A 24,427-nucleotide genomic window follows, 5' to 3' on the forward strand; every position below is an offset into this window, starting at 1 on the left:
GCGATGACGCTATCCACTCCGCCCCATGCCTTCGAAGGCAACACGGCACTGCCGCCCATCGAGCAACTCCTGCCGCATCGGGGCACGATGCTGTTGCTCGACTCGGTGAGCGCATTCGGCGACGAATCGTTGACGGCGCATGCGAGCGTGCGCGGCGACGCCTGGTACGCCGACCGCGCGGGCGCCATGCCGGCGTGGATCGGCGTCGAGCTGATGGCGCAGGCCATTGCGGCGCACGTCGGCCTGCTCGCCATGCGTGCCGGCGAAAGCGTGAAGCCCGGCGTGCTGCTCGGCACGCGCCGCTATGAGGCGCGTATGCCCGCATTTCCGTGCGGTGCGCAGTTGCACATCACCATCAACGAAGTGCTGCGCAGCGAGGAAGGCCATGGCGCCTACGCGTGTACGATCGGCCACGAAGACGCCGTGTGCGCCGAGGCCATCGTCAAGGTCTATCAGCCGCGCAATTTCCAGACTTTTATCGAGGAGGCTTTCAAGCCATGAGCCGCCGTGTTCTCGTTACCGGCGCGAGCCGCGGCATCGGCCGCGCTATCGCCTACCAGCTTGCCGCGGACGGCTTCGCCGTCTCGGTGCATTGCCGCAGCGGTCGTCAGGAAGCCGAAGCAGTCGCGGCCGGCATCACGGCGCAAGGCGGCACGGCCACCGTGCTGCAGTTCGACGTGCGCGAGCGCGCCGCGTGCCGCACCGTGCTCGAAGCCGACGTCGAAGCGCACGGCGCGTACTACGGCATCGTCTGCTGCGCCGGTGTAACGCGCGACGCCGCGTTCCCCGCGCTTACCGGCGAAGACTGGGACGTCGTGATCGAAACCGGTCTCGATGCGTTCTACAACGTCGTGCATCCGTTGACGATGCCGATGGTGCGCGCGCGCAAAGGCGGGCGCATCGTGACGGTGGCCTCGGTGTCGGGTGTGACCGGCAACCGCGGGCAGGTCAATTACAGCGCGGCGAAGGCGGGTTTGATCGGTGCGACGAAGGCGCTCGCGGTGGAACTCGCGTCGCGCAACATCACGGTCAACAGCGTGGCGCCGGGGCTCATCGACACCGGCATGCTCGACAGCGTGCCGCTCGACCAGGCGCTCAAGGCGGTGCCGATGAACCGCGTCGGGCAGCCGGCCGAAGTGGCGGCAGTGGTGGGCTTCCTGATGTCCGATGCGGCGTCTTACGTGACGCGCCAGGTGATCGGCGTGAACGGCGGGATGGTGTGATGAAGCGCGTCGTCATTACGGGAATGGGCGGTGTCACGGCGCTCGGCAACAAGTGGGACGAGATCGAAGCCGCGTTGAAACTCGGCCGCAACGCGGTGCGTCGCATCCCGGCGTGGGACTATTTCGAGTCGCTGCATACGCGGCTCGCCTGCCCGATTCCCGAACTGCCCGTGCCCGCGCACTATCCGCGCAAGAAGACGCGTTCGATGGGGCCCGTGTCGGTCTACGCCGTGCGCGCGAGCGAACTGGCGCTGGCCGATGCGGGGCTGCTCGACGATCCCTCGATCAAGGACGGCCGCATGGGCGTGGCCTACGGTTCGTCGTCCGGTTCCGTAGAGCCCATTCGCGCGTTCGGCAAGATGCTCGACACGGGCTCGATGAGCGACGTCACGTCGAACAGCTACGTGCAGATGATGCCGCACACGACCGCCGTGAACGTGAGTCTCTTCTGGGACCTGAAAGGGCGCATCGTGCCCACCTCGTGCGCGTGCGCATCGGGCAGCCAGGCGATCGGCTACGCCTACGAGACGATCGCGTACGGCAAACAGACGCTGATGCTGGCGGGCGGCGCGGAGGAACTCTCGGGGCCTGCCGTGGCCGTGTTCGACACGCTCTACGCGACGAGCACGCGCAACGACGACCCGCAACTCACGCCGCGTCCGTTCGATGTGGCCCGCGACGGGCTCGTGGTGGGCGAGGGGGCCGCCACGCTCGTGCTCGAAGAGTACGAGCACGCCGTGGCGCGCGGCGCGCGCATTCACGCCGAGGTGGTGGGCTTCGGCTGCAATTCGGACGGCGCGCATATCACGCAGCCCACGGCCGACACCATGGCCCTTGCGATGCAACTCGCGCTGCGCGACGCGAACCTGCCGGCGGATGCCATCGGCTACGTCAACGCGCACGGCACCTCGACCGACCGTGGCGATATCGCGGAAAGCCACGCCACGGCGCAGACCTTCGGCGAGCGCATGCCGATCAGCTCGCTCAAGAGCTATATCGGCCATACGCTGGGCGCGTGCGGCGCCATCGAAGCCTGGTGGACCATCGAGATGATGAAGCGCAACGGGTATGTGCCCACGCTCAATCTCGACGACGTGGACCCGGCCTGCGCGAGCCTCGACTACATCGTGAAGGCGCCGCGCACGATCGACACCGAATACGTGATGAGCAACAACTTTGCGTTCGGCGGCGTGAATACGTCACTCGTGTTCAGGCGCGCCGGATGAGCGAGCCGTCTCTCGTGACCTCGACCGGCATGCGACGGGTGGTCGTCACCGGCATGGGCATCGTGTCGTGCCTCGGCAATACGCTCGATGAGGTGTCCGCGCGGTTGCGCGCGGGCCGTGGCGGCATCGTGCGGGTCGAAGCCTGGCGCGAGCGCGGCTTCGCGAGTCAGGTTGCCGGTGTGGCGTCGGTGGCGCACGAGCCGCCTTTCGAGCGCAAGCTCGAACGCTTCATGGGCGATACCGCGCGCTTCGCGTGCCACGCGGCGCGCAGCGCAATCGCCGATGCGGGCCTCGACGTGGCCGCGTTGCGCACGCCCAGGGCGGGCGCCGTGATTGGCTCGGGCGTGGGGGCCATGTCGGCCTACGACAGTGCGCTCGCCATCGGCGAGGCGCGCGGGCTCGACCGCGTGCCGCCTTATACGGTGCCGCAGGCGATGAGCAGCACGACCTCGGCCAATGTCGCGCACGTGTTCGGTGTGGAGGGCGTGACGTACTCGCCTTCGTCGGCCTGTACGACGTCGGCGCTTGCCATCGGCCAGGCGATGCAACTGATTCAGACCGGGCGCCAGGCACTTGTGCTCGCGGGCGGCAGCGAGGCGCTGCACGACAACATGACGCTGCTGTTCGACGCGATGGGCGCGCTTTCGCGCGGCTTCAACGCGGTTCCGGAACGAGCCTCGCGGCCCTACGATACCGGCCGCGACGGCTTCGTGATCGCGTCGGGGGCGGGCGTGCTGGTGCTCGAATCGCTCGAACATGCGCTCGCGCGCGGCGCGCGCATCTACGCGGAGCTGACGGGCTTCGGCCATTGCACCGACGGCGCGGGCATGGTGACGCCCCACGCGAGCGGCATCGCACGTGCCATGCGCGCCGCGCTCGACGAGGCCGGCACGCGGCCCGACTACATCAACACGCACGCGCCTGCCACGCCGCGCGGGGACGTCGAGGAACTGGACGCGCTCGCCGCCGTATTCGGCGAATCGATTCCGCCGTTCTCGTCGACGAAGGGCCTGACGGGCCACCCGCCAGGCGCGTGTGGCGCGCACGAAGCCATCTACACGCTGCTGATGATGCGCGAGGGCTACATGGCGGGCACGGCGGGCATCGAATCGCTCGACGCGCGCGCAGCCGGCCTGCCGCTCGTGCGAGCGTCGCGCGACGCCGCCATCGATCATGCAATGTCCGTTTCATTCGGGTTCGGCGGCAGTTGCGCGAGCCTGATGTTTAGCGCCTGGAAGTCGTGCCTGGAAGACGGCAGGACGCCACAGGCGATCTTGATCTCACGAGGAAAAAAATGAAGAAGAACTCCCTTACGCGACGCTCGGTGGCCGGTGTTGGTGTCGTGGCTGTTGTCACGCTTGTTACCCTCACGCAGGCCGGTTGCGCGACCCAGGTGAAGTCGCTGCCGCTCGCGCCCGTGTCCGCGGCTTCGTCGCAAGGCGCCGACGTGGCGCTGTATTTCGGCGCGCAGGCTCATCCGGCGGTGCAGCGCCAACTCGGCCGCGTCTCGTACTCGGTGCGCATCGCGCGCACCACCGACGGCCCCGAAGCATCATGCAGCAAGGCGCTGGCACAAGCGCTGCAGAAAGTGCGGGCCGACGCGCGCGAGCACGGCGCCAACGCCGTCGTCAACGTGAAAACGCGTTTCCACTCCACGGAAACGGCATCGGCCACGGACTACACCTGTGGCGTGAGCCCGAGCGCGGCGGCGATTGCAGTCGAGGGCGAGCGCGTCGTCCTCCAGGCCAACTGAACCCAGTGAGGATTGCGATGAAAAAGTCTTTGATGCTGGCCGCGCTGTGCGCGGCGCTCGCGACCTCGCACGCGTTCGCGCGCGACACGGTGTCGAGCTACCCCGTCGACGAAGCGCTGCGCAGCGAGCCCGGCAAGGTGACTGACGACGTCACGCTGTACTTCGCCGGCCAGAAGCATCCGGCTGTGCTCAAGTCGTTCGGTCAGTTCGCCACCAACAAGAAGACGAACGCCTTCAACAAGACCGACGAAGCGGCTTGCCAGCACGTGTTCCTGTCGGCCGTGATCGAGTTGCAGGACCGCGCGCGCAAGGAAGGCGGCAATGCGGTCATCAACATCAAGAGCAACTACCGGAACCAGTTGACGGAGAGCCCCACGCAGTTCACATGCGGGGCGGGGGCGTTCATTGCGGGCGTTGCGCTGGTGGGCGATGTGGTGACGCTGAAGGGCGGGAAGTAGGCGGGAAGTAGGCGGGAAGTAGGCGGTAAGTAGGCGGGAAGTAGGCGGTAAGTAGGCGGTAAGTAGGCGGTAAGTACGCGGGATGGCGGAGGGTGGCGTCGGCGGCGGCCCGATTGGTGCGAGCGCCGCCGCTGTGCGCCTGGAGGCTCAGGACGCTTTGACGGCCGCCACGTTGACGAGCGTTTCACGCCGCTTGCCGGGCTTCGGGTGATGAAGGCCGAGCCGCTCGAAGAGGCCGAAGTCGGCGGCGCGGCTCCACCACAGGTACGGTAGCGACACGTTCTGCGGCCCGAAGCGGAACCCTGCCTGCCGGATCATGTCGAGATAGCCGTCGGCACTTTTCTGGACCTGCATGGGGTGACGGAACAGCAGCCGGATCACCCACGACTTGATGTAGGCCTCGGTGGATTCGGCAAAGAGCAGCACGCCGCCCGGTTTCAGCACGCGATGGAATTCGGCGAGCGCGCGCTCCTGCTCGACGAGGTGATGGAAGGTTTGATGGCAGAACACGATGTCGGCGCTGGCCGATGCCTGCGGCAGATTCGCGCAATCGCCGCGCAGCAGTTCGATGTCGAGCGGCGCGGCGGCTTGAGCGCGACACGCTTCGCCCGATTGCTCCGCGAGCGCGAGCGACTCGGCGTGATAATCGATGCCGACGATGCGCTGCGGACTAAACGCGTTGGCGAGCAGGCGGAACGACTTGCCCTGACCGCAGCCCACGTCGACAATGACCGGCGCTGCCGGCAGAGGCGTATCGATGAGCCGTTTGAGGTCGTTGATCGCCACACGTAGCACGTGGTGTTCCCACGTGTGGGTGCGCAGGAACCAGACACCGAATGCCGTCTCCGGCACGAAAGGCACACTGGATGTTTCGGACGGCGACATGGTTTATTCCCCGCGCATGTTGGGTGAGTAGAACGGCTGCGCGACATTGTAATGGCAAGCGCGACCCAGGCACGACCTGAGCACGATGAACACACGACGAAGAAACGAGAGGAAGCCGTGAGCACTATTTCATCCCATAGGAAGGCGGTAGACGTGGCGATCATTGGCGCCGGTCCTGCGGGCGCAGTTGCGGCTGCGTTGCTCAGAAAGACCGGGCGTTCGGTGCTCGTGCTGGAACGTCAGCACTTTCCGCGCTTTTCGATTGGCGAGAGCCTGCTGCCGCAGAGCATGGCGTATCTGGAAGAAGCCGGCATGCTGCAGACGCTTGTGGAAGCCGGTTTCCAGTACAAGAACGGCGCGCATTTCGTGTGGCGCGACCAGTCGTCATCGTTCGATTTTCGCGACAAGCACACGCCCGGTTGGGGCACGACCTGGCAGGTGGAGCGCGCGCAGTTCGACGACCTGCTGATTCGCTGCGCCGCGCAGCAGGGCGCCGAGGTGCGCTTCGGCCACACGGTGCGTGCGATCGAAACGGGTAGCGCGCCGGTGCTTCAGGTCGCCGACGAAGACGGTCAGAGCTACGAAGTGCACGCGCGCTTCGTGTTCGACGCGAGCGGCTTTGGCCGCGTGCTGCCGCGCCTCTTGAACCTCGAAGCGCCCACGGGGCTGCCCACGCGCTCGGCCATCTTCAGCCACGTGCGCGATGGCTTGCCGCTCGACGCGACCGACCGCAACAAGATCTGCATTGCCACTCATCCCGAGCGGCGCGACGTCTGGTTCTGGATGATTCCGCTCGCGGGCGGTCGTTCCTCGGTGGGGTGCGTGGCGGATGCGGCGTTCCTGAACGTCGAGGCATCGGCACGCGAAGCCAGACTGCGGACGCTGATTCGCGAGGAGCCCACGCTCAACCGTCTCATCGGCGATGCGCCGTTCCTGATGCCGGTGAACCAGATCGGCGGTTATTCGGCGAACGTCGAGCGTCTGCACGGACCGGGCTACGCGCTGCTCGGCAATGCGGGCGAGTTTCTCGACCCCGTGTTCTCTTCGGGCGTCACCATTGCGCTGCGCTCCGCGCATCTCGCCGTGAAGACGGTGGAGCGCCAGTTGAGCGGCGAGACAGTCGACTGGCATGGCGATTACGACGTGCCGCTGCGCAAGGGCATCGATACGTTTCGCGCGTTCGTCGAGCGCTGGTACACGGGCGAGTTGCAGGACATCATTTACTACCCGCAACAGACGCCCGGCATTCGCCGCATGATCAGCGCCGTGCTGGCGGGATATGCGTGGGACGAATCGAACCCTTATGTCGCGGACCCGGTGCGCCGGCTCGACGCGCTGCACGATGCGTGCACCGTGTTTCGGCCTGCGCAATGAGCACGGTCCTCTGCGTGCGCGGGACGCAAGCGTGATGAACCAGGTGAACCCGAAAGTGCGATGCCGAATCTCGACACATTGCTGAAGATGTCGCTGTACGTGGCGCTCGTGCTCGTCATGCCGGGCCCCACGAACACGCTGTTGCTCTCGTCAGGGCTCAAGGTGGGACTGCGCGGGACGTGGCCGCTTCTGATCGCCGAGGCGCTCGGTTACTTCGTGGGCATTGCCGCGTGGGGATTCTTCCTGAGCGCGCTCGCCGTGGGCCGGCCGTGGCTGCCGGTGGCGGTGAAGCTAGTGAGCGCGGCCTATATCCTCTGGCTCGCGGTGAAGATGTGGGGGACGAGCCGCGCGTTGCACGACGTGCCGGGTGGCCCTGTCACGTTTCGCGATCTCTTCGTGACGACGCTGCTCAATCCGAAGGCGCTGCTGTTTGCGAGCACGCTGTTTCCGCTGGAAGCGTTTCAGTCGATCCGTTATTTCGTCACGACCATCGCCGCGTTTTGGATCGTGCTGATCCCGGTGGGCATCGGCTGGTCGAGCCTCGGCGGCCTGCTCATGGCGCGGCGCAGGTGGGCGCGGCACACGTCGACGCTGTTGCGCGGCGCCTCGGTCGTGCTGGTCGCGTTCTCGGGTTCGCTGCTGTATTCGGTGCTCAATCGATAGCGGGCACGACAGAACGTGCCCGCCATTTGCGCCGATGTTCAGGCTTCTTCGGCCCAGGCCATGTTCTCGCGCGCCATCAGCGCCGACGACGCAGCCGGCCCGTAGGTGCCCGCCGTGTAGTTGCGCGGCCGGTCGCCCAGTTCCTTCCAGCCGTTCAGGATCGGCTCCACCCACGCCCAAGCCGCCTCGAGTTCGTCGCGGCGCATGAAGTGGGTGAGACGCCCGCGGATCACGTCGATCAGAAGCCGCTCGTAAGCCTCCGCGCGGCGCCCCGTGAAGGCCTGCTGGAGGTCGAGATTCAGATTGACGGGCAGCATGTGCAGGCCGCTGCCGGGCTCCTTTGCGAGCATCTGTAGCTGGATGGATTCCTCGGGCTGGAGCTGGATCACGAGACGATTGCCGTACTTACGCGGACCGCTCGGGATGATCGAGAACGGCAGGTCGGCGAAGTCGATCACGATCTCCGAGCGACGCTTCGGCATGCGCTTGCCCGTGCGCAGGAAGAACGGCACGTTGGCCCAGCGCCAGTTGTTGATCTGCGCGCGCAGTGCGACGAACGTTTCGGCGTGGCTGTCGGCCGGCACGTTGTCTTCTTCCAGATAGCCCTTCACCGGCTCGCCCGACACGGCGCCCGCCGTGTACTGGCCGCGCACGGTGTCGCGCGCGATTTCGGCCATGGTCATGGGGCGCAGCGAGCGCAGCACCTTCAGCTTCTCGTCACGCACGGCGTCGGGGTCGAGCGAGACGGGCGGCTCCATCGCGACGATGCACAGCAACTGGAGCAGATGGTTTTGCACCATGTCGCGCATGGCGCCCGTCTGGTCGTAGAAGCCCGCGCGGCTGCCCACGCCCACCGTTTCGGCCACCGTGATCTGCACGCTCTTGATGTAGGGCGCCTGCCAGAGCGGTCCGAAGATCGCGTTGCCGAAGCGCAGCACCATGAGGTTCTGCACCGTCTCCTTGCCGAGGTAGTGGTCGATCCGGTAGATCTGCTGCTCGGGAAAGTGCTGGCCCACCGAGGCATTGATCGCGCGCGCCGATTCGAGGTCGTGGCCGAGCGGCTTTTCCAGCACCACGCGTGCGTGGTCGTCCACAAGACCGCAGGCCGTGAGGTTGTCGCAGATGGTCGTGAAAAGCTCGGGCGAAGTCGCGAGATAGAACACGCGCTGCGCACTGCGGCGCGCGGCTGCGCACAGGCGGCTGTAGTCGCCCTGGGCGCCCACATCGATGCGCACGTAGTCGAAGAGCGCGAGGAATCTGTCCCACGCGAGCGCGTCGAGCGCCTTGCTGTCGACGAACGGGCGCGAGTGCTCTTCCATGAAGGACAGATACTGCTCGCGCGTCCAGTCGCGGCGGCCGATGGCGATGATGCGCGTGTCGGCCGGCAGGTTGCCGTGCAGGTGGGCCATGTAGAGCGCCGGCAGCAGCTTGCGCGCGGACAGGTCTCCGGCGCCGCCGAAGATGATCATGTCGAGCGGGCGGTCTGACGCAGCGGTTGGGGCCTGAGTGGTCATGGTGCGTTTGGAGGTGGACGGTTAGGGGCCGGGTTGGGACGGATCGAGCGGGTCGGCACCGGGCGAGATCGATCAGGATAGACCCGGACCGATCCGGACCGCGGGCGCCGGCATGCGGGCACGCGTCGGGCGTCTTTCCGCAGGTATCTGCGGTGCACGCTATGGTGCCCGTTTATCGGCGTTCGTGCAGGAGGGCGTTGCGCGGAAGAGATGCAGGCCGCACAGGCCGGCGCACGGCCGCCTGTGCGTAATCTTAGGGGATATTCAGGGGATATCTGGCAGCCGGCCGTCAGAACTGGTAGGTCACCGTCATGTCGAGCACCGTGCCGGTCGCGCGCTGCGTGATCGGGCTGTGGACGGCGTCTCCGACCAGTTGCTGGATCGCGGCGTCGCCGCTCGCGAGCCAGTGCTTGTTGATGATCCAGGTCGCGCTCACGCCGAAACCGAACGACTTGACGCCCGCACCCGCACGGTAGGTGGGATGGCCCGAGCGGGCCGCCTCGTTCGGCGTCACGCCGAACCAGCTGTTCATATAGCGCGAATCGGCGAAGGTGACGCCGGGGCCCGCGAACCAGACGAACTTTCGGGAGCTGCCCGGCATCGGCATATAGGCGCCGAGGTCCGCGACCCAGCCGTTCGAGCCGCCGAAATAGCGCCTCACGTCCGCACGCAGCACGAGCGGGAACGACTTCGAGATCACGTACTCCCCGGCGAGTTTGACTGCCGGGGCCGGGTTGATGTTGTCCATGCCGCCGAGCCGGCTGGAGTCGTCGCGCGCGCGGCGGCCCAGGTCGTAGGCTGCGCCGAGCGAGACCCGCCAGTTCGGCCCGGACAGCACGTTCATGCCGATGCCTTCGCCGGTGGAGAGGAAGAACAGGTCGCGGTAGCGGATGTCGATGCTGGGGCCGGCCACCATGTGATAGCGGTCCGAGCCGTCGTAAAGGGGCCGGAAGCTCGCAGCGGGACCGACGCGGATACGCCAGGTCGGCAGCGACGGCTGCATGAGTTTTTCGAGCGGAATGCCCGCCGTGTACTGCCATTCGGCGAGCGGCGACGGCGTCTGTGCCGAGGCGGGGGTGGCCACTGCTGCTGCGAGCGTGGCAATGACCGATGCCGCTGCGGCGGTCGTACGCTTATGCATGAATGAGCTCCTGTAGACGGCCCGTTGCGATTCCGGCGACCGGTCCCGCCGCGACACGCCACCGCCCGCCGGTGGCGCATGTCGCCGCCGAGGCCATGGCCTTGCAATGGGGCGCAATCACCCGGGTAAGCAAGAGCCGTTCCGAAGCGCCGTGATGGGACCGCGTCGCTGCCGTTTCGGCCTTGAGCCGGTTCGTGCGCGGCCTTGATGCATGGCGCGCGCAGCGGGTCCACGCCGTGCGGGCACGGTTCACGAGCCTGCGCTTTCGGGCACGACAACCTTATGTTACGGGACGTAACCGTGCGGGCTTTCGTGCGATCTTATGCAGCAGTTATTACAAAGCTGAAATACGCGAAAAGCGAGCCTGCGGTATAGTCCGCGCAACCATCAGGTCGTAAGCACATCAGCAAAAAGGGTGAATCATGAAGTTCGCGCGTGTTGTTGCATGGGTGGCAGGAGGACTGGCAATCGGTGTGTCCGGTGCGGCGATGGCCGGCGTGAGCGTGGGGGTGAACATCGGCATTCCGGCCCCCGTGTATGTCGCGCCGGCTCCCGTTTATGCGCCGCCGCCTCCGCCAGTTGTCTATCAGCCGGCGCCCATCTATCCCGCGCCCGTGTACCCGGCGCCGGCCATCGTGATTGGCTGGCACGGCGATCGCTATTGGGACGGCCGCCGCTACTGGAATCGCGACGAGTGGTATCGCTATCACCGCGGGTGGGACCGCGGCCGCCACGGCGGCTGGGATCATGATCATGGCGGCGGTCACGACGGATGGCGCCATTGAGGGCGACGGCTGGGCGCTTTTGTGGTCTATGGCGCCCGGAAGGCCGGTAGGTGCAGGGCATAAAAAAAACCGCTCGGAAGAGCGGTTTTTTTATGAGGCGAGAAGAAGATGTGAAGCCAGATGTGAAGCGCCGACATCAAACCGGTCGCTGAGCCTCGGGACAATCAGCGCCTGTTGTCACCGCTCATTCTTCCGTGGGCGCCATGCCACCGACCACGGCATTGAAGCCGCTATCCACGTGGACGATTTCCGCGGTGATGCCCGAAGCCAGTTCGGAGAGCAGGAACGCCGCCGTGTTGCCGACCTGCTCGATCGTCACGTTGCGCTTGAGCGGCGCGTTGTGTTCCACGAAGTCGAGAATCTTGCCGAAGCTCTTGATGCCGCTCGCGGCGAGCGTCTTGATCGGGCCGGCGGAGATGCCGTTCACCCGCACGCCCTTGCCGCCGAGCGAAACCGCCATATAACGCACGCTCGCCTCGAGCGCGGCCTTTGCGAGGCCCATCGTGTTGTAGTTCGGGATGGCCCGCTCGGCGCCGAGGTACGACAGCGTGAGCAGTGACGCGTCCTGCGAGAGCAGCGGCAGCGCGGCCTTGGCGAGGGCGGGGAAGCTGTACGCCGAGATGTCGTGAGCGATGCGGAAGTTCTCGCGCGTCATACCTTCGAGGAAGTCGCCCGAGATTGCCTCGCGCGGCGCAAAGCCGATGGAGTGCACGAGCCCGTCGAGGCTGTCCCAGTGCTGCCCGAGCGAGACGAACAGCGCTTCGATCTGGGCGTCGTCGGCCACGTCGCACGGGAAGACGAGGTCACTGCCGAATTCCGCGGCGAATTCGGAGATGCGGTCCTTGAAGCGTTCGCCCACGTACGTGAAGGCGAGTTCGGCGCCTTCACGCCGGCACGCCTGAGCAATGCCGTAGGCGATGGAGCGGTTCGACAGAAGACCCGTCAACAGGATGCGTTTGCCAGCCAGAAAGCCCATGAATTCTCCTAATGTGGGGCAGCGCGCCGCTGTCTATGGTGCGCGGCGTCGCGCAGGTTGGGTAGAATTCTCTCACACTGCAACCGCCAACTGGATAAACAAGCCCTTATGACAACTGGCTCGCCGACTGGCTCGCGACGGGGCGGGGCATCGCTCGAAAGAGGCCGTCATGCGGTCGTTATATATGTCCGGAGTGCTGCCCGTAGTGTCGCCCGTGGTGCCTGGCGGACGTGGCGCAACACAGGGCGTGCCGCAGTGGCGTTATCGGCTGCAACGGTGCTCGTCGCCTTCGCCGCGATGCAGCCGGCCTGGGGCGCCTATGCCATTGCACAGTATGGCGAACCGAAGTACCCGCCCGGGTTTAGCCATTTCGATTACGTGAACCCGGCGGCGCCCAAAGGCGGCACGCTCGTGCTCGCGAACCCCGACCGGCTCACGAGCTTCGACAAGTTCAACCCGTTCACGATGCGCGGCAACGCGGCGCCTGGTCTCGGGCTGCTGCTGGAGAGCCTGACCACGGGAAGCTCCGACGAAGTGGCATCGGCGTACGGGCTTCTTGCCGACGACATTCGGGTTGCGCCCGACGGCATGTCCGTCACGTTCCATATCAACCCGCGGGCGCACTTCTCGAACGGCGACCCCGTTACGGCCGAAGACGTGAAGTTCTCGCTCGACATGCTCAAGAGCCGACAGGCCGCGCCGCCCGTCGTTTTGTCGTATGCCGACATCACGCGCGCCGTGGTGGTCGATTCGTCCACCGTGCGCTTCGAGTTTCGCGCGCGCAACCGCGAACTGCCGTTAATGGCCGGCAGCATGCCGGTGTTCTCGCACAAATGGGGATTGCGGCCCGACGGTACGCGCATTCCGTTCGACCAGCTCGCGTTCGAAAAGCCCATCGGCAGCGGTCCGTATCTGATCGAGAGCTACTCGAACGCACGCACGATCACCTATCGCCGCGACCCGAACTACTGGGGTGCCAATCTGCCGGTGCGTGTCGGCATGTACAACTTCGAGCGCATCGTCTACAAGCTCTATGCCGACGACGTCGCCCGTCTCGAAGCATTCAAGGCCGGCGAATACGACGCGCTCGTCGAGTACGTCGCACGCAACTGGGTGCGACGCGACGTGGGCAAGCGCTTCGACAGCGGGGAGCTGCAAAAGCGCGAGTTCGAGCAGCACAACGGCGCCGGCATGCAGGGTTTCATCATGAACCTGCGCCGTCCGCTCTTTCAGGACGTGCGCGTGCGCGAGGCGCTCGATCTCGCGCTCGACTTCCAGTGGCTGAACCGGCAGCTGTTCTACAGCCAGTACCGGCGCATCGACAGCTTCTTCGTGAATACGGACCTGCAGGCGAAAGGGTTGCCGTCGCCGGGTGAACTGGCGCTGCTCGATCCCTGGCGCTCGAAGCTCGATCCCGCGGTGTTCGGGCCGCCGCCCGTGCAGCCCGATACCGATCCGCCCGGGTCACTGCGCGCCAATCTGCTCAAGGCACGCGCGCTGCTCGCGCAGGCCGGCTGGACCTATCGGGACGGGGCGTTGCGCGACGCGCAAGGCAAACCCTTCGAATTCGAAGTGCTCGACGACACGAGCGGGTCGGCGCGCTGGGAGCCCATCATGGCGCAGTATCAGCGCAGCCTTCAGAAGCTCGGCATCAAGGTCAGCTATCGCGCCGTGGACTTCGCGCTCTATCAGAAGCGACTCGACGCGTTCGACTTCGACATGACGACGATCCGCTATCCCGACGTCCAGGTGCCGGGCACGGAGCAGCTGGACCGCTTCGGCAGCAAGGCGGCGGACGAGGAGGGCTCGGGCAATCTGATCGGCCTGAAGTCGCCGGTGGTGGATGCGCTGTTGCGCGCCATCGTCGCGGCACAGACGCGCGAGGCGCTTGTCGACGCGGTGCATGCGCTCGACCGGGTGTTGATGCATGGCTATTATGTGGTGCCGCAGTGGTATAGCGCGGTGCATCGCGTGGCGTTCAAGAACACGCTCGCGCGGCCGCGTACGCTGCCGCTGTACTATTCCGCGAGCGACTGGATCATCTCGACGTGGTGGTTCAAGACACCGCCTGCGGCAGCGGCGAGCCACTAGCGCAGCGGTTTGCGCGAGAGTGGACCCGTCACGCGCCGCTCACACGCGCCGTCCCGTTCAAACATCCGGATTCCGCCTATGTCGAGCTATATCCTCAAGCGCCTGCTGCTGATGATCCCGACGCTCCTCGGCGTACTGACGCTGACCTTCGTCGTGATCCAGTTCGTGCCGGGTGGGCCGGTGGAGCAGGCGCTGCATGATCTGCGCAAAGGCGCGGAGCAGGGCTTGCCGTTCGGCATGCGCGCCCACACGGGCGTGGATGCCCAGCAGATCGCTCAACTCAAGGCCCTGTACGGCTTCGACAAACCGCCGCTCGAACGCTACTTCATGATGCTGGGCCGCTTCGCGCGCTTCGATCTGGGCGATAGCTATTTCCGGCATCAAAGCGTGTGGTCGTTGATCGTCTCGAAGCTGCCGGTGTCGATCAGCATCGGCCTGTGGACCTTCTTTCTCACCTACCTCATATCGGTGCCGCTCGGTATCGCGAAGGCCGTGCGCAACGGCTCGCGCTTCGATCTGGTCACGAGCCTTTTCGTACTCGTCGGCTACGCGATTCCGGGCTTCGTACTGGGCGTGCTGCTGCTCGTGCTGTTCGGCGGCGGCTCGTTCTTGCAGCTCTTTCCGCTGCGCAATCTCGTCTCGGACAACTGGGATTCGCTGTCGCTCGGCGGCAAGATTCTGGACTATCTCTGGCACATCACGCTGCCCGTCGTTGCGTCGGTGGTGGGCAGCTTCGCCGTCGTCACCATGCTCACGAAGAATGCGTTCCTCGACGAAGTGCGCAAGCAGTACGTGCTGACCGCCCGCGCGAAGGGCCTCTCCGAGCGCACGGTGTTGTGGAAGCACGTGTTTCGCAATGCCTTGCTGCCGCTCATCGTGGGCTTTCCGGCCGCGTTCATCGGCGCCTTCTTCACGGGCAGCCTGCTGATCGAGACGCTCTTTTCGCTCGACGGGCTCGGCCTGCTCTCCTACGAGTCCGTGATTCGCCGCGACTATCCCGTCGTGCTGGGCACGCTCTATCTGTTCACGCTGATCGGCCTCGTGACGAAACTGATCTCCGACCTCTGCTACGTGCTGGTCGACCCCCGCATTCAATTCGAGCATCTGGAGCACTGAGTTGAGCCGAGCCCGCGTTGGCCCTGAGATGTCCTCCTCCGCGCAGCCGGTGCGCGCATTCGTGTCGCCGTCGCCGGCGCGGCGCATCTGGCAGCGCTTCAGGCAGCAGCGCCTCGGTTACTGGAGCCTCGTCGTCTTCGTGTTCGCCTTCGCGGCGAGCCTTGCGGCGCCGCTGTGGTGCAACGACAAGCCGCTCGTCGTGCGCTACGAGGGGCAGCTGTATTTCCCGCTCTTCAAGGACTATCCGGAGACCGCGTTCGGCGGCGACTTCCCGACGCCCGCCGACTATCTCGATCCGTACATCCGGCATCGCTTCGACGAGCCGGGCAACTTCGCGATCTACCCGCCCAATCCGTACTACTACGACACACTGAACTATTTCTCGAAAGTCCCGAATCCGGCGCCGCCTTCGCGCGCGAACTGGCTGGGTACCGACGACCGCGGCCGCGACCTGTTCGCGCGGCTCGTCTACGGCTTTCGCGTTTCGGTGGAGTTCGCGCTCGTGCTCACGGCCATCGGCACGTTGCTCGGCATGCTGGCGGGTGCGGTGCAGGGCTACTTCGGCGGCAAGGTCGACATTGTCGGCCAGCGCCTGATCGAGATCTGGAGCGCGTTGCCCGAACTGTATCTGCTCATCATCTTCTCCTCGATCTTCGAGCCGGGCTTCATCCTGCTGATCGTGCTGCTCTCGCTGTTCGGCTGGATCGGCCTCTCCGATTACGTGCGCGCCGAGTTTCTGCGCAATCGCAATCAGGACTACGTGCGCGCAGCGCGCGCGATGGGGCTCTCCAACTGGCAGATCATCTGGCGGCACGTGCTGCCCAACAGCCTCACGCCGGTCATCACGTTTCTGCCGTTTCGCATGAGCGGTGCGATTCTCGCGCTCACGAGCCTCGACTTTCTCGGCCTGGGCGTGCCGGCGCCCACACCGAGCCTCGGCGAACTGCTCGCCCAGGGCAAAGCCAATCTCGACGCGTGGTGGATTTCGATGTCGACGTTCGGCGTGCTCGTCGTGACGCTGCTGCTGCTCACGTTCATGGGTGACGCGCTGCGCAACGCGCTCGATACGCGCATTGCCGACGCCATGCGCGCGGGAGGCAACCAGTGAGCGCCGCCGTCAGTGAAAAGGCCGCGCCCGCGGCCGGTACGCCGCTGCTCTCGCTCGATCGGCTGCGGGTGGCGTTCGGCGATACGGTGGCCGTCAACGACGTGACGCTTTCCATTGCGCGCGGCGAGCGCGTGGCGCTGGTGGGCGAATCGGGTTCGGGCAAGACCGTCACGGCGCTTTCCGTACTGCGTCTGCTCGCGGACGCTCAGGTGAGCGGCGCGATCCGCTTCAACGGAGAGGACCTGCTCGCGAAGAGCGAACGCGAGATGCGCGGCCTGCGCGGCAACGACATCGCGATGATCTTCCAGGAGCCCATGACGGCCCTGAATCCGCTCTTCACGGTGGGCGAGCAGATCGCGGAAACCATCATGTTGCACGATGGCCTGACGAAGCCGCAGGCGTACCGTCAGGCCGCGGCGCTGCTCGCGCGCACGGGCATCGCCGAGCCGGAGCGGCGCGTGGCGAGCTATCCGCATCAGCTTTCGGGCGGGCAGCGACAGCGCGCGATGATCGCGATGGCGCTCGCGTGCCGGCCGCAGTTGCTGCTCGCCGACGAGCCCACCACGGCGCTCGACGTCACTATTCGCGCGCAGATCGTCGATCTGCTGCTGGAGCTTCAGCGCGACGAAGCGCAGAAGCGCGGCATGGCCGTGCTGCTCATCACGCACGACCTGAACCTCGTGCGCCGCTTTGCGCAGCGCGTGGCCGTGATGGAGCGTGGCGTACTGGTGGAGAGCGGGCCTGTCGAGACGATCTTCGAGTCGCCGCAGCATCCGTACACGCAGCGGCTGCTTCACAGCCGGCCTGAGCGCACCGTCGTGCCCGTGCTGCCGATTTCTCCCGTGCTGCTGGATGCGCGCGGCGTAAGCGTCGATTTCCCCACCCCGTTGCCGGGCATTCGCGGCTGGTTTCGCACGGGGCGCTTTCGCGCGGTGGACGACGCCACCGTGTCGGTGCGACAGGGCGAGACGCTCGGCATCGTCGGGGAATCGGGTTCGGGCAAATCGACGCTTGCGATGGCGCTGCTCGGGCTGCAGCGCACTGCGCACGGCGAAATCGAGTTCCAGGGACGCTCGCTTGCGAGCTATCGCGGCCGCGAGCAGACCCAATTGCGCTCGAACATGCAGGTGGTGTTCCAGGATCCGTTCAGCTCGCTCTCGCCGCGGCACACCATCGAGCGGATTGTGGGCGAGGGGCTCGCGCTGCATCGGCCGCAACTCGATGCGAAGGCGCGGCGCGACAAGGTCGTCGCGGTACTGCGCGAAGTAGGGCTCGACCGCACGGTGCTTTATCGCTATCCGCACGAGTTTTCGGGAGGGCAGCGGCAGCGCATCGCGATCGCGCGGTCGCTCGTGCTGGAGCCGCGCATCCTGATTCTCGACGAGCCGACGAGCGCGCTCGACGTGTCCATCCAGCAGCAGGTGCTCAAGCTGCTGGCCGGATTGCAGCGCAAGTACAACCTCGGCTACGTCTTCATCAGCCACGACCTCGAGGTGATCGGCGCCATGGCGCACCGGGTGGTGGTGATGCAAAACGGTGCCATTGTGGAGACCGGCGAGGTGGGCAAGATATTCGCCGAGCCGACTCATCCTTATACGCGAAAGCTGCTCCAGGCGGCCCTCGGCGGGCATATTCCCCAATGAGGTGCGTGTGATGATTGTTTTTTTCTATTTGTTTTGACACGCGAATACTTACTGGCTAGTATCGTCCAAAGTTTTCTTCTAACCCCCTGATTTTCGGGCAAATTCTACCGACCGATGCACCACAGACATTTGACCCAGGCTTGCGCACGCGCCGTCGCCGGGATGTTCATCGGCGTCCTGATGGCAGCAAGTTCCGGCACGTTCGCCGACGAAGCAAGCAGTTTTAGTCAGAATGCCTCAAATTCGTCGCAATTCTCGACGAATTCGCAGTCTCCCTCCCTCACCAGCAACACCCAGGCCCCCGCAGCGAGCGACAGCACGAGCGGTACCCGGTCCTTTCTGTCCGGCATGGCGGGCAAGGCCGGCGACGTGGTCGTGGGCGCACTGAACATGATCGGCGTGCGCTATCGCTGGGGTGGTACCACGCCGGATTCGGGCCTCGATTGCAGCGGCTTCGTGCGCTACGTATTCCAGGACACGCTGGGACTTGCGCTGCCGCGCCGTGCCGAAGAAATGAGCCGGGTGGGCGAGAAGGTACGCCTCTCGGAGCTGAAGCCGGGCGACCTCGTCTTCTTCAACACGATGCGCCGCACGTTCTCGCACGTTGGCATCTACATCGGCGACAACAAGTTCGTGCATTCGCCTTCCACGGGCAGCACGATCCGCGTCGACGATATGGATGACGGCTACTGGGAAAAGCGTTTCACGGGCGCACGCCGCGTCGAGACCACCTATCCGCAGCAGCAGGACCTGAAGCAGCGCGTGAGCGCGACCATCGGCGGCAACTGAGCGAAGTTGCTTCGCTGGGGCGTTTCCTTTCCCCGGGTCTTCGGAAATTCGACAGAAAGCTCGCTTCGTTTGAAAGCGGGCTTTTTGTGCTTGTGGGGCTCAATCGCCCCCAGTAAACCATCGAGCACGTGGCGCTCGTGCTACCGGGGTGAGCAGTGCGGTAAATGCCGGCGCGGGACGAATTCCAGTTTGGGAAGACTCGCCCGGCCGCAGTCCCGCCGTCTGATCGAAGCGCGCCTTACGCGACCGTGGCCCGGCTCTGCGCGAGCTTGCGTTCGAGATCAGGCATGATCCGCGCCACGGCTTCTTCGCCGGCGAGAATCGCCGCATTGCGCTGACCGAAGTCGCTGCTGCTCATGGCGGACAGATTCGGCCGGATCACGAAGTCCGCATATTTGTCGAGCTCATAGGCCTTGATGGTCTGGCCCATGATGGTGAACGTCTGCATGAGGACATCGAACGAACTTTGCGTGAGTCCCGTTTCCGGGCGGGCGGAGATGTCCACGGCGATCACGAAATCGGCGCCCATCTTGTGCGCGAACGCGGCCGGCACCGGGCTCACCAGCCCCCCGTCCACATACTCGTGGCCGCCGATTTTCACGGGCTCGAAGATCGACGGCACGCTGCACGACGCCCGCACCGCGATGCCCGTGTTGCCGCGCTGGAACAGGATCGGCTCGCCGGTCCTCAGATCGGTGGCGACAACGCCGAGTGGCTTGGCCATTTTCTCGATGGGGCGGTTGTTCAGCGTCGTGTTCAGGTAGTTCTGCAGCGCGACGCCCTGCAGCAGCCCGCGCGCGCGAAACGGCATGGCCCAGTCGCTGATGGATGCCTGATCCATCGTCAAGGCAAGCTTGTTGATCGCGATGCCGCTCATGCCCGAAGCGTAGAGCGCGGCAACCACGGAGCCCGCACTCGTGCCGCATACCAGATCGATCTGCACATTGCGTGCTTCGAGCGCCTTGATCACGCCGATGTGCGCAAAGCCGCGCGCAGCGCCGCCGCCGAGCGCGAGCCCGACCCGCAGCGGACGCGTCGGCTTGCTGACGGGTGGCGTGGCCGCGGCATTCGGCGTGTTGGGGGTGTTGTGGGTCTGTGTGCCAGCGGTGCCGCAGGCGGTGAGCACGGCCGAGGCCGCAGCGAGCGAAAACGCGCGGCGGCCCATGGAAGGCGAGGAAGGCTTCAACGATTTCTCCAACTGCGGCAACGCGCGGCCGGCCGGTAGCCGGGGCGTATGCCGCGGATCATGCAACGCGCGGCGCGAAGGCTGTGGCGTATCGTGCGGCGCGCACCGCGTCGGCAACGGGCGCCGGCGCGGGCACATCATAAAGCAAACGGGCAGCAGTGGACGGATACACGAACCGAGCGGACATGCTAGTTCCGGCGGGACGCCAAACGTCCTGCCAGGGACATGCGGCATGCCCGGATGCCGCGCCTGGAAGGCAGCAAGCGCTGCGCACCTGGCCTCGTTTGCGCGCGAGCCGCGTGGCACGCCCGGTCCACCGAAGCCTCGGCGGGTATAATCGCAGGTCGAATTTTTCATTCGCGTCGCGCGGGCAAAACGCCGCAGGGCATCATCGGCCGGCATCTTGCACTGCCGCTCGGGCAACTGCGGCGAGTCCTTCACGAGACCGAGGCAGCCTTGCCCGCACGCGCGACGCCGTCTCCGAGCTCATCCATATGACCACCTCTGTCCGTACCCGCTTCGCACCGAGTCCCACCGGTTTCATCCATCTCGGCAACATTCGCTCCGCGCTTTACCCGTGGGCGTTCGCGCGCCATCACGAAGGGATCTTCGTGCTGCGCATCGAGGACACGGACCTGGAACGCTCGACGTCGGAGTCGGTCGACGCCATTCTCGAAGGCATGGCGTGGCTCGGTCTCGATTACGACGAGGGCCCGTTCTACCAGATGCAGCGCATGGACCGCTATCGCGAGGTGCTGGCGCAGATGGCGGAGCAGGGCCTCGTGTACCCCTGCTACATGTCGACGGAAGAACTGGACGCGCTGCGTGAAAGACAGCGCGCCGAGGGCCTCAAGCCGCGTTACGACGGCACGTGGCGGCCTGAGCCCGGCAAGACGCTGCCCACGCCCCCGGAAGGCGTGAAGCCGGTGCTGCGCTTCCGGAATCCGCTGACCGGCGTTGTGGCATGGGACGACGCCGTGAAAGGACGGGTGGAAATCTCCAACGAGGAACTCGACGATCTCGTGATCGCGCGTCCCGACGGCACGCCCACCTACAACTTCTGCGTCGTGGTGGACGACCTCGACATGCGCATCACGCACGTGATTCGCGGCGACGACCACGTGAACAACACGCCGCGCCAGATCAACATCCTGCGTGCGCTCGGTGCGCAGCCGCCGGTCTACGCGCATCTGCCCACGGTGCTCAACGAACAGGGCGAGAAGATGAGCAAGCGTCATGGCGCCATGAGCGTGATGGGCTATCGCGACGAGGGCTATCTGCCCGAGGCCGTGCTCAACTATCTCGCGCGGCTCGGCTGGTCACATGGCGACGCCGAGATTTTCTCGCGTGAGCAGTTCGTCGAATGGTTCGACCTCGAGCACCTCGGCAAGTCGCCCGCGCAGTACGACCACAACAAGCTGAACTGGCTCAACAATCACTACATCAAAGAGACCGACAGCGCGCGTCTTGCCGAACTGGCCAAGCCGTTCTTCGCGACGCTTGGCATCGAAGCGGCGATGATCGAGGCAGGCCCGTCACTGGACGGTGTGATCGCGTTGCTCAAGGATCGGGCATCGACCGTCAGAGAGATCGCGGAAAACGCTGTCATGTTCTATCGCGAGCCGCAGCCTGAACCTGAAGCGCTGGCGCAGCACGTAACCGATGTCGTGCGTGGCGCACTCGCGGATCTTGCCACGGCGTTGCGCAACGCCGAGTGGACGAAGGAGGGCATCGCGGCCGCGCTGAAGGCCACGCTCGCTGCTCACAAGCTCAAGATGCCGCAGCTCGCGATGCCTGTTCGTCTGCTGGTGGTGGGCACCACGCACACGCCCTCGATCGATAGCGTACTTTCGCTCTTCTCGCGCGAGGTAGTGGTGGAGCGCATCAGCAAGGCGCTGGCATAAGCGGGGTCGCTGCGGGTTCGTTACGAGTTCGTTGCGAGCGAAAAAGTTGCGTGTGAAAGCTCAAAGGGTATTTACAAACCGCAATTCGGTCTCTACAATCTCGCTTCTGTTCTGCAAGGGGGTATAGCTCAGCTGGGAGAGCGCTTGCATGGCATGCAAGAGGTCAGCGGTTCGATCCCGCTTACCTCCACCATCAGAACATCGTGAATGCCCTTTCTGCCCAGCCGGGTGTTTGTAGAAAAAAGGCTTCACAAGCAGCGGTAGGGCAGTTAATATAGCGGTCTTCGCTGTTGCAGGTAGTTAGCAGTAAGTTGCGGGCAATAAGCAGCGCAATGAGCAATACGATGCAGAAGCGGTCAATCTGCAAAGATTATGTCCCCTTCGTCTAGAGGCCTAGGACATCACCCTTTCACGGTGAGTACAGGGGTTCGAATCCCCTAGGGGACGCCAGGACATTAGCGGCGCCAAGCAGTAACCGGCGAAGCAGCATGCGGGAACTAACCGACGCCCGTAAGCCATGATGTAAAGACTGGAGCGGTAGTTCAGTCGGTTAGAATACCGGCCTGTCACGCCGGGGGTCGCGGGTTCGAGTCCCGTCCGCTCCGCCAGACAAAGCCCGTTCAGGCGCACTTGAGCGGGCTTTTTTATTAAGGTGTAAGCCTGTGTTGTCCCCTTCGTCTAGAGGCCTAGGACATCACCCTTTCACGGTGAGTACAGGGGTTCGAATCCCCTAGGGGACGCCAAAGACACACAGGGTAGCAGCGCCGTGCAGCATGAGGCGATGCAGCGTACCCAGCCACAAGGCGATGTGCGCGAAGCTGTAGAGTTTGGAGCGGTAGTTCAGTCGGTTAGAATACCGGCCTGTCACGCCGGGGGTCGCGGGTTCGAGTCCCGTCCGCTCCGCCAGAAACGAGAAGCCCACTGGGAGTACCCAGTGGGCTTTTTTGTTGTTTGGTCCCTTGGGCGCCAAGCGTTCGCGCTTGCCTTGAACTTGCGCTGGATCGAAACGCCAGTCCGTCGTTCGCCGCCGCTTCGGGAAAAACAGCCATTGCCAGCACACGCGGCCTGCCTTACCGTTGTGCAGGTTCTTCTCTCGCCGGTGTGCCATGTTTGCCCCGAACGACGTTCCATCCCGCTTCCACCTGCGCGGCGCCACCATGGAAGACTTCGAGTTCGCCGAAGCGCTTACGCGCACGAACATGGACGGCTATTATCGGCGGCACCATCTCGTCTGGCGCGGCGACCTGTTTCTCGCGAGCTGGCGCGAATCCGAGAACTTCATTCTGGAAGCTGAGGGCGAAGCGATCGGCGTACTGCGGGTGACTGAAGAAAACGACTCGCTGCATATCCGGGACGTACAGATCGCCGAAGGCCACCGACATCAGGGCGCAGGCACCTTCCTGCTCGGCATCTCGCATCAGTGGGCGCGCGAACGCGGTCTGAAGGAGCTTCAGCTACGTGTGTTCGTCGACAACCCGGCGGCAAAACTTTATCAGCGCATGGGATATCGGCCCGCGGGCCCCCGGCTGGCCCGGCTCGGCTCCATCCGGCACATGGCGCGCAAGGTGTAATGCGATGGATCCCGTCGCTTTCGTCAGTCTCTAAACCCGTTCTTCTGCGCCCGCCAACCCGCTTCAGCAATTGCGTGGTACCGCAGTTCATCCACCGCAGATTACGTGCGCACAGGTGGCGCGGTGTCGGCCTCAACGTCAGACGACAACAGCTCGTCTGGAGTGGCGAGCATGGTCCCGTTGTCCTCGCGATGCGCGATGTCGCGTGCAATGAATGCGCGCGGGCTCTGCCCGAAGGCCCGTCGGAACATCGCCGAAAACGCGCTCTGGCTCTGGTAGCCGAGTTCCTCCGCGACGAGCGACATGGGCCGCCCCTGGTTCAGCAAGGGAATCGCACGAGCGAGGATGGCCTGCTGGCGCCACTGCGAGAAGCTCATGCCCAGTTCCTGGCGGAACAGCCGGGCGATGGTGCGCGTGCTCGCGCCGATGCTGGCCGCCCAGTGTTCCAGCGACACCGAGCCGGCCGGATCGGCAATCAGCGCTTCGCAGAGCGTGCGCAGCCGCTTTTCCGCGGGCATCGGCACCGAGAGCGGCAACGGCTCGGAGCGCGTGATCTCATCGAGGGCCAGCGTGCCGAGCAGCCGCTCACGATACGAAGGCAGCCCTTGCGTATCGAGTGCCGCGATCACCTCGCGCAGCAGCCCCGATACCTCCACCACGCGGCACGCATCCAGTCCCTCGGGCACTACCGTCTCGTCCACATAGAGCGTGCGCAGGAACGCATCTTCCACGATGACGACTTCGTGCGTCACATGCGGCGGCACCCAGATCGCGCGCGAGGGCGGCACCATCCAGGTCGTCCCGGTGGTGGCCACGCGCAGCACGCCGCGCGATGCGTAGGCAACCTGCGCCCAACCGTGTGTGTGCCGCGCGATGCGCACGCCCGCCGGCATGGGCCGCGAACGCACGCGGATGGGATGAACCGGCGTAGGCGCGAAGTCCGGCGGAATGTCGGCGAAATGGACCTGGTCGGAAGAAGGCGAGGTGGCGTCGAGTGGCATGGCGGGCGCGGCTCCGGGAC

At 65.2% G+C, this 24,427-nt stretch carries 22 protein-coding genes and 5 tRNA genes; 21 read left to right on the plus strand and 6 right to left on the minus strand.

All coding sequences use genetic code 11. The annotated features are described in order from the left end of the window. Positions 1 to 3 precede the first annotated feature (3 nt). The 6 genes from PXJ20_RS12130 to PXJ20_RS12155 are packed head-to-tail and all read left to right on the plus strand — an operon-like array spanning position 4 to position 4,660. Entirely contained in the window at positions 4 to 501 is a 498-nt protein-coding gene (locus tag PXJ20_RS12130; RefSeq protein ID WP_126875688.1) for a hotdog family protein, read from the plus strand. Beyond that, on the plus strand, positions 498 to 1,223 hold the full coding sequence (locus PXJ20_RS12135) for a 3-ketoacyl-ACP reductase FabG2 (RefSeq protein ID WP_421030816.1): 726 nt from the start codon (positions 498 to 500) through the stop codon (positions 1,221 to 1,223). Before PXJ20_RS12130 ends, PXJ20_RS12135 begins: the two co-directional genes overlap by 4 nt. Beyond that, positions 1,223 to 2,449 carry a beta-ketoacyl-ACP synthase gene (locus PXJ20_RS12140; RefSeq protein WP_421030817.1) on the plus strand — a complete coding sequence of 409 codons (1,227 nt, stop codon included), beginning with the start codon at positions 1,223 to 1,225 and terminating at the stop codon, positions 2,447 to 2,449. The genes PXJ20_RS12135 and PXJ20_RS12140 overlap by 1 nt, the downstream gene beginning before the upstream one ends. Further along, positions 2,446 to 3,747 (plus strand): beta-ketoacyl synthase N-terminal-like domain-containing protein, encoded by a 1,302-nt coding sequence (locus PXJ20_RS12145; protein ID WP_421030818.1) that lies wholly within the window; start codon positions 2,446 to 2,448, stop codon positions 3,745 to 3,747. The genes PXJ20_RS12140 and PXJ20_RS12145 overlap by 4 nt, the downstream gene beginning before the upstream one ends. After that, positions 3,744 to 4,202, plus strand: coding sequence for a signal peptidase (locus PXJ20_RS12150; protein WP_421030819.1), 459 nt, complete (start codon positions 3,744 to 3,746; stop codon positions 4,200 to 4,202). The genes PXJ20_RS12145 and PXJ20_RS12150 overlap by 4 nt, the downstream gene beginning before the upstream one ends. Before the next feature lie 17 nt (positions 4,203 to 4,219). Further along, complete coding sequence (locus tag PXJ20_RS12155; protein ID WP_421030820.1) at positions 4,220 to 4,660, plus strand: excinuclease ABC subunit A; 441 nt, start codon at positions 4,220 to 4,222, stop codon at positions 4,658 to 4,660. A 147-nt stretch (positions 4,661 to 4,807) separates the two neighbouring features. Here the strand turns inward: PXJ20_RS12155 and PXJ20_RS12160 are convergent, their stop codons facing one another. Then, on the minus strand, positions 4,808 to 5,545 hold the full coding sequence (locus tag PXJ20_RS12160; RefSeq protein ID WP_199541504.1) for a class I SAM-dependent methyltransferase: 738 nt from the start codon (positions 5,543 to 5,545) through the stop codon (positions 4,808 to 4,810). A gap of 117 nt (positions 5,546 to 5,662) precedes the next feature. Here PXJ20_RS12160 and PXJ20_RS12165 point away from each other — a divergent pair, with 117 nt between their 5' ends. Together PXJ20_RS12165 and PXJ20_RS12170 are read left to right on the plus strand one after the other, a co-directional pair. Beyond that, positions 5,663 to 6,919, plus strand: a complete 1,257-nt coding sequence (locus PXJ20_RS12165; protein ID WP_413213708.1) for an NAD(P)/FAD-dependent oxidoreductase — start codon at positions 5,663 to 5,665, stop codon at positions 6,917 to 6,919. A gap of 60 nt (positions 6,920 to 6,979) precedes the next feature. Further along, complete coding sequence (locus PXJ20_RS12170) at positions 6,980 to 7,582, plus strand: LysE family translocator (protein WP_413213709.1); 603 nt, start codon at positions 6,980 to 6,982, stop codon at positions 7,580 to 7,582. Positions 7,583 to 7,620: 38 nt separating this feature from the next. Here PXJ20_RS12170 and zwf read toward each other — a convergent pair whose 3' ends face one another. Continuing rightward, positions 7,621 to 9,096: a glucose-6-phosphate dehydrogenase gene (gene zwf / locus PXJ20_RS12175; protein ID WP_199541506.1), complete on the minus strand. Its 1,476-nt coding sequence runs from the start codon at positions 9,094 to 9,096 to the stop codon at positions 7,621 to 7,623. A gap of 289 nt (positions 9,097 to 9,385) precedes the next feature. Further along, on the minus strand, positions 9,386 to 10,237 hold the full coding sequence (locus tag PXJ20_RS12180; RefSeq protein WP_421030821.1) for a MipA/OmpV family protein: 852 nt from the start codon (positions 10,235 to 10,237) through the stop codon (positions 9,386 to 9,388). 422 nt (positions 10,238 to 10,659) lie between these two features. On the opposite strand from PXJ20_RS12180, the gene PXJ20_RS12185 reads away from it, so the two are divergent. Continuing rightward, the gene (locus PXJ20_RS12185) at positions 10,660 to 11,022 is read left to right on the plus strand and encodes a hypothetical protein (RefSeq protein WP_026122109.1); all 363 of its coding nucleotides are present in this window, start codon (positions 10,660 to 10,662) and stop codon (positions 11,020 to 11,022) included. A 184-nt stretch (positions 11,023 to 11,206) separates the two neighbouring features. On the opposite strand, the gene fabI is transcribed toward PXJ20_RS12185, so the two are convergent. After that, positions 11,207 to 11,998, minus strand: coding sequence for an enoyl-ACP reductase FabI (gene fabI, locus PXJ20_RS12190; RefSeq protein WP_126875680.1), 792 nt, complete (start codon positions 11,996 to 11,998; stop codon positions 11,207 to 11,209). A gap of 108 nt (positions 11,999 to 12,106) precedes the next feature. On the opposite strand from fabI, the gene PXJ20_RS12195 reads away from it, so the two are divergent. The 5 genes from PXJ20_RS12195 to PXJ20_RS12215 all read left to right on the plus strand — a co-directional run bounded on the left by PXJ20_RS12195 (position 12,107) and on the right by PXJ20_RS12215 (position 18,745). Then, positions 12,107 to 14,089: an extracellular solute-binding protein gene (locus tag PXJ20_RS12195; protein ID WP_421030822.1), complete on the plus strand. Its 1,983-nt coding sequence runs from the start codon at positions 12,107 to 12,109 to the stop codon at positions 14,087 to 14,089. A 78-nt stretch (positions 14,090 to 14,167) separates the two neighbouring features. Continuing rightward, a complete protein-coding gene (locus tag PXJ20_RS12200) occupies positions 14,168 to 15,205 on the plus strand; it encodes a microcin C ABC transporter permease YejB (RefSeq protein ID WP_017778093.1) in 1,038 nt (345 codons plus the stop codon). Between the two features lie 28 nt (positions 15,206 to 15,233). Beyond that, positions 15,234 to 16,313, plus strand: a complete 1,080-nt coding sequence (locus PXJ20_RS12205) for an ABC transporter permease (RefSeq protein WP_017778094.1) — start codon at positions 15,234 to 15,236, stop codon at positions 16,311 to 16,313. Then, complete coding sequence (locus PXJ20_RS12210) at positions 16,310 to 17,956, plus strand: ABC transporter ATP-binding protein (protein ID WP_421030823.1); 1,647 nt, start codon at positions 16,310 to 16,312, stop codon at positions 17,954 to 17,956. The genes PXJ20_RS12205 and PXJ20_RS12210 overlap by 4 nt, the downstream gene beginning before the upstream one ends. Before the next feature lie 114 nt (positions 17,957 to 18,070). Beyond that, complete coding sequence (locus PXJ20_RS12215; RefSeq protein WP_277597886.1) at positions 18,071 to 18,745, plus strand: C40 family peptidase; 675 nt, start codon at positions 18,071 to 18,073, stop codon at positions 18,743 to 18,745. A 238-nt stretch (positions 18,746 to 18,983) separates the two neighbouring features. Here the strand turns inward: PXJ20_RS12215 and PXJ20_RS12220 are convergent, their stop codons facing one another. Beyond that, positions 18,984 to 19,931 (minus strand): patatin-like phospholipase family protein, encoded by a 948-nt coding sequence (locus tag PXJ20_RS12220; RefSeq protein WP_199541573.1) that lies wholly within the window; start codon positions 19,929 to 19,931, stop codon positions 18,984 to 18,986. A gap of 494 nt (positions 19,932 to 20,425) precedes the next feature. On the opposite strand from PXJ20_RS12220, the gene gltX reads away from it, so the two are divergent. The 7 genes from gltX to PXJ20_RS12255 all read left to right on the plus strand — a co-directional run bounded on the left by gltX (position 20,426) and on the right by PXJ20_RS12255 (position 23,406). Beyond that, a complete protein-coding gene (gene gltX, locus PXJ20_RS12225) occupies positions 20,426 to 21,835 on the plus strand; it encodes a glutamate--tRNA ligase (RefSeq protein WP_421030824.1) in 1,410 nt (469 codons plus the stop codon). 117 nt (positions 21,836 to 21,952) lie between these two features. Further along, positions 21,953 to 22,028, plus strand: a tRNA-Ala gene (locus PXJ20_RS12230). Positions 22,029 to 22,209: 181 nt separating this feature from the next. Further along, positions 22,210 to 22,285 (plus strand) — tRNA-Glu (locus tag PXJ20_RS12235). Positions 22,286 to 22,366: 81 nt separating this feature from the next. Continuing rightward, a tRNA-Asp gene (locus PXJ20_RS12240) sits at positions 22,367 to 22,443 on the plus strand. A gap of 59 nt (positions 22,444 to 22,502) precedes the next feature. Next, a tRNA-Glu gene (locus PXJ20_RS12245) sits at positions 22,503 to 22,578 on the plus strand. Positions 22,579 to 22,664: 86 nt separating this feature from the next. Then, positions 22,665 to 22,741, plus strand: a tRNA-Asp gene (locus PXJ20_RS12250). 200 nt (positions 22,742 to 22,941) lie between these two features. Next, complete coding sequence (locus PXJ20_RS12255; RefSeq protein WP_026122111.1) at positions 22,942 to 23,406, plus strand: GNAT family N-acetyltransferase; 465 nt, start codon at positions 22,942 to 22,944, stop codon at positions 23,404 to 23,406. 101 nt (positions 23,407 to 23,507) lie between these two features. Here PXJ20_RS12255 and PXJ20_RS12260 read toward each other — a convergent pair whose 3' ends face one another. Continuing rightward, entirely contained in the window at positions 23,508 to 24,407 is a 900-nt protein-coding gene (locus PXJ20_RS12260) for an AraC family transcriptional regulator (RefSeq protein ID WP_199541514.1), read from the minus strand. Between the last annotated feature and the right edge of the window lie 20 nt (positions 24,408 to 24,427).

The organism is Paraburkholderia sp. A1RI_3L, from assembly GCF_048957895.1.
GTDB lineage: Bacteria > Pseudomonadota > Gammaproteobacteria > Burkholderiales > Burkholderiaceae > Paraburkholderia > Paraburkholderia kururiensis.

Bases quoted from the DNA above. Each gene is read 5' to 3' on its own strand.
- PXJ20_RS12195 (WP_421030822.1), top strand. From the start codon at position 12,107: ATGACAACTGGCTCGCCGACTGGCTCGCGACGGGGCGGGGCATCGCTC.
- PXJ20_RS12170 (WP_413213709.1), top strand. From the start codon at position 6,980: ATGCCGAATCTCGACACATTGCTGAAGATGTCGCTGTACGTGGCGCTC.
- PXJ20_RS12130 (WP_126875688.1), top strand. From the start codon at position 4: ATGACGCTATCCACTCCGCCCCATGCCTTCGAAGGCAACACGGCACTG.
- PXJ20_RS12200 (WP_017778093.1), top strand. From the start codon at position 14,168: ATGTCGAGCTATATCCTCAAGCGCCTGCTGCTGATGATCCCGACGCTC.
- PXJ20_RS12205 (WP_017778094.1), top strand. From the start codon at position 15,234: ATGTCCTCCTCCGCGCAGCCGGTGCGCGCATTCGTGTCGCCGTCGCCG.
- zwf (WP_199541506.1), bottom strand. From the start codon at position 9,096: ATGACCACTCAGGCCCCAACCGCTGCGTCAGACCGCCCGCTCGACATG.
- PXJ20_RS12150 (WP_421030819.1), top strand. From the start codon at position 3,744: ATGAAGAAGAACTCCCTTACGCGACGCTCGGTGGCCGGTGTTGGTGTC.
- PXJ20_RS12140 (WP_421030817.1), top strand. From the start codon at position 1,223: ATGAAGCGCGTCGTCATTACGGGAATGGGCGGTGTCACGGCGCTCGGC.
- PXJ20_RS12135 (WP_421030816.1), top strand. From the start codon at position 498: ATGAGCCGCCGTGTTCTCGTTACCGGCGCGAGCCGCGGCATCGGCCGC.
- PXJ20_RS12185 (WP_026122109.1), top strand. From the start codon at position 10,660: ATGAAGTTCGCGCGTGTTGTTGCATGGGTGGCAGGAGGACTGGCAATC.
- PXJ20_RS12180 (WP_421030821.1), bottom strand. From the start codon at position 10,237: ATGCATAAGCGTACGACCGCCGCAGCGGCATCGGTCATTGCCACGCTC.
- PXJ20_RS12215 (WP_277597886.1), top strand. From the start codon at position 18,071: ATGCACCACAGACATTTGACCCAGGCTTGCGCACGCGCCGTCGCCGGG.
- PXJ20_RS12260 (WP_199541514.1), bottom strand. From the start codon at position 24,407: ATGCCACTCGACGCCACCTCGCCTTCTTCCGACCAGGTCCATTTCGCC.
- PXJ20_RS12155 (WP_421030820.1), top strand. From the start codon at position 4,220: ATGAAAAAGTCTTTGATGCTGGCCGCGCTGTGCGCGGCGCTCGCGACC.
- fabI (WP_126875680.1), bottom strand. From the start codon at position 11,998: ATGGGCTTTCTGGCTGGCAAACGCATCCTGTTGACGGGTCTTCTGTCG.
- PXJ20_RS12255 (WP_026122111.1), top strand. From the start codon at position 22,942: ATGTTTGCCCCGAACGACGTTCCATCCCGCTTCCACCTGCGCGGCGCC.
- gltX (WP_421030824.1), top strand. From the start codon at position 20,426: ATGACCACCTCTGTCCGTACCCGCTTCGCACCGAGTCCCACCGGTTTC.
- PXJ20_RS12160 (WP_199541504.1), bottom strand. From the start codon at position 5,545: ATGTCGCCGTCCGAAACATCCAGTGTGCCTTTCGTGCCGGAGACGGCA.
- PXJ20_RS12145 (WP_421030818.1), top strand. From the start codon at position 2,446: ATGAGCGAGCCGTCTCTCGTGACCTCGACCGGCATGCGACGGGTGGTC.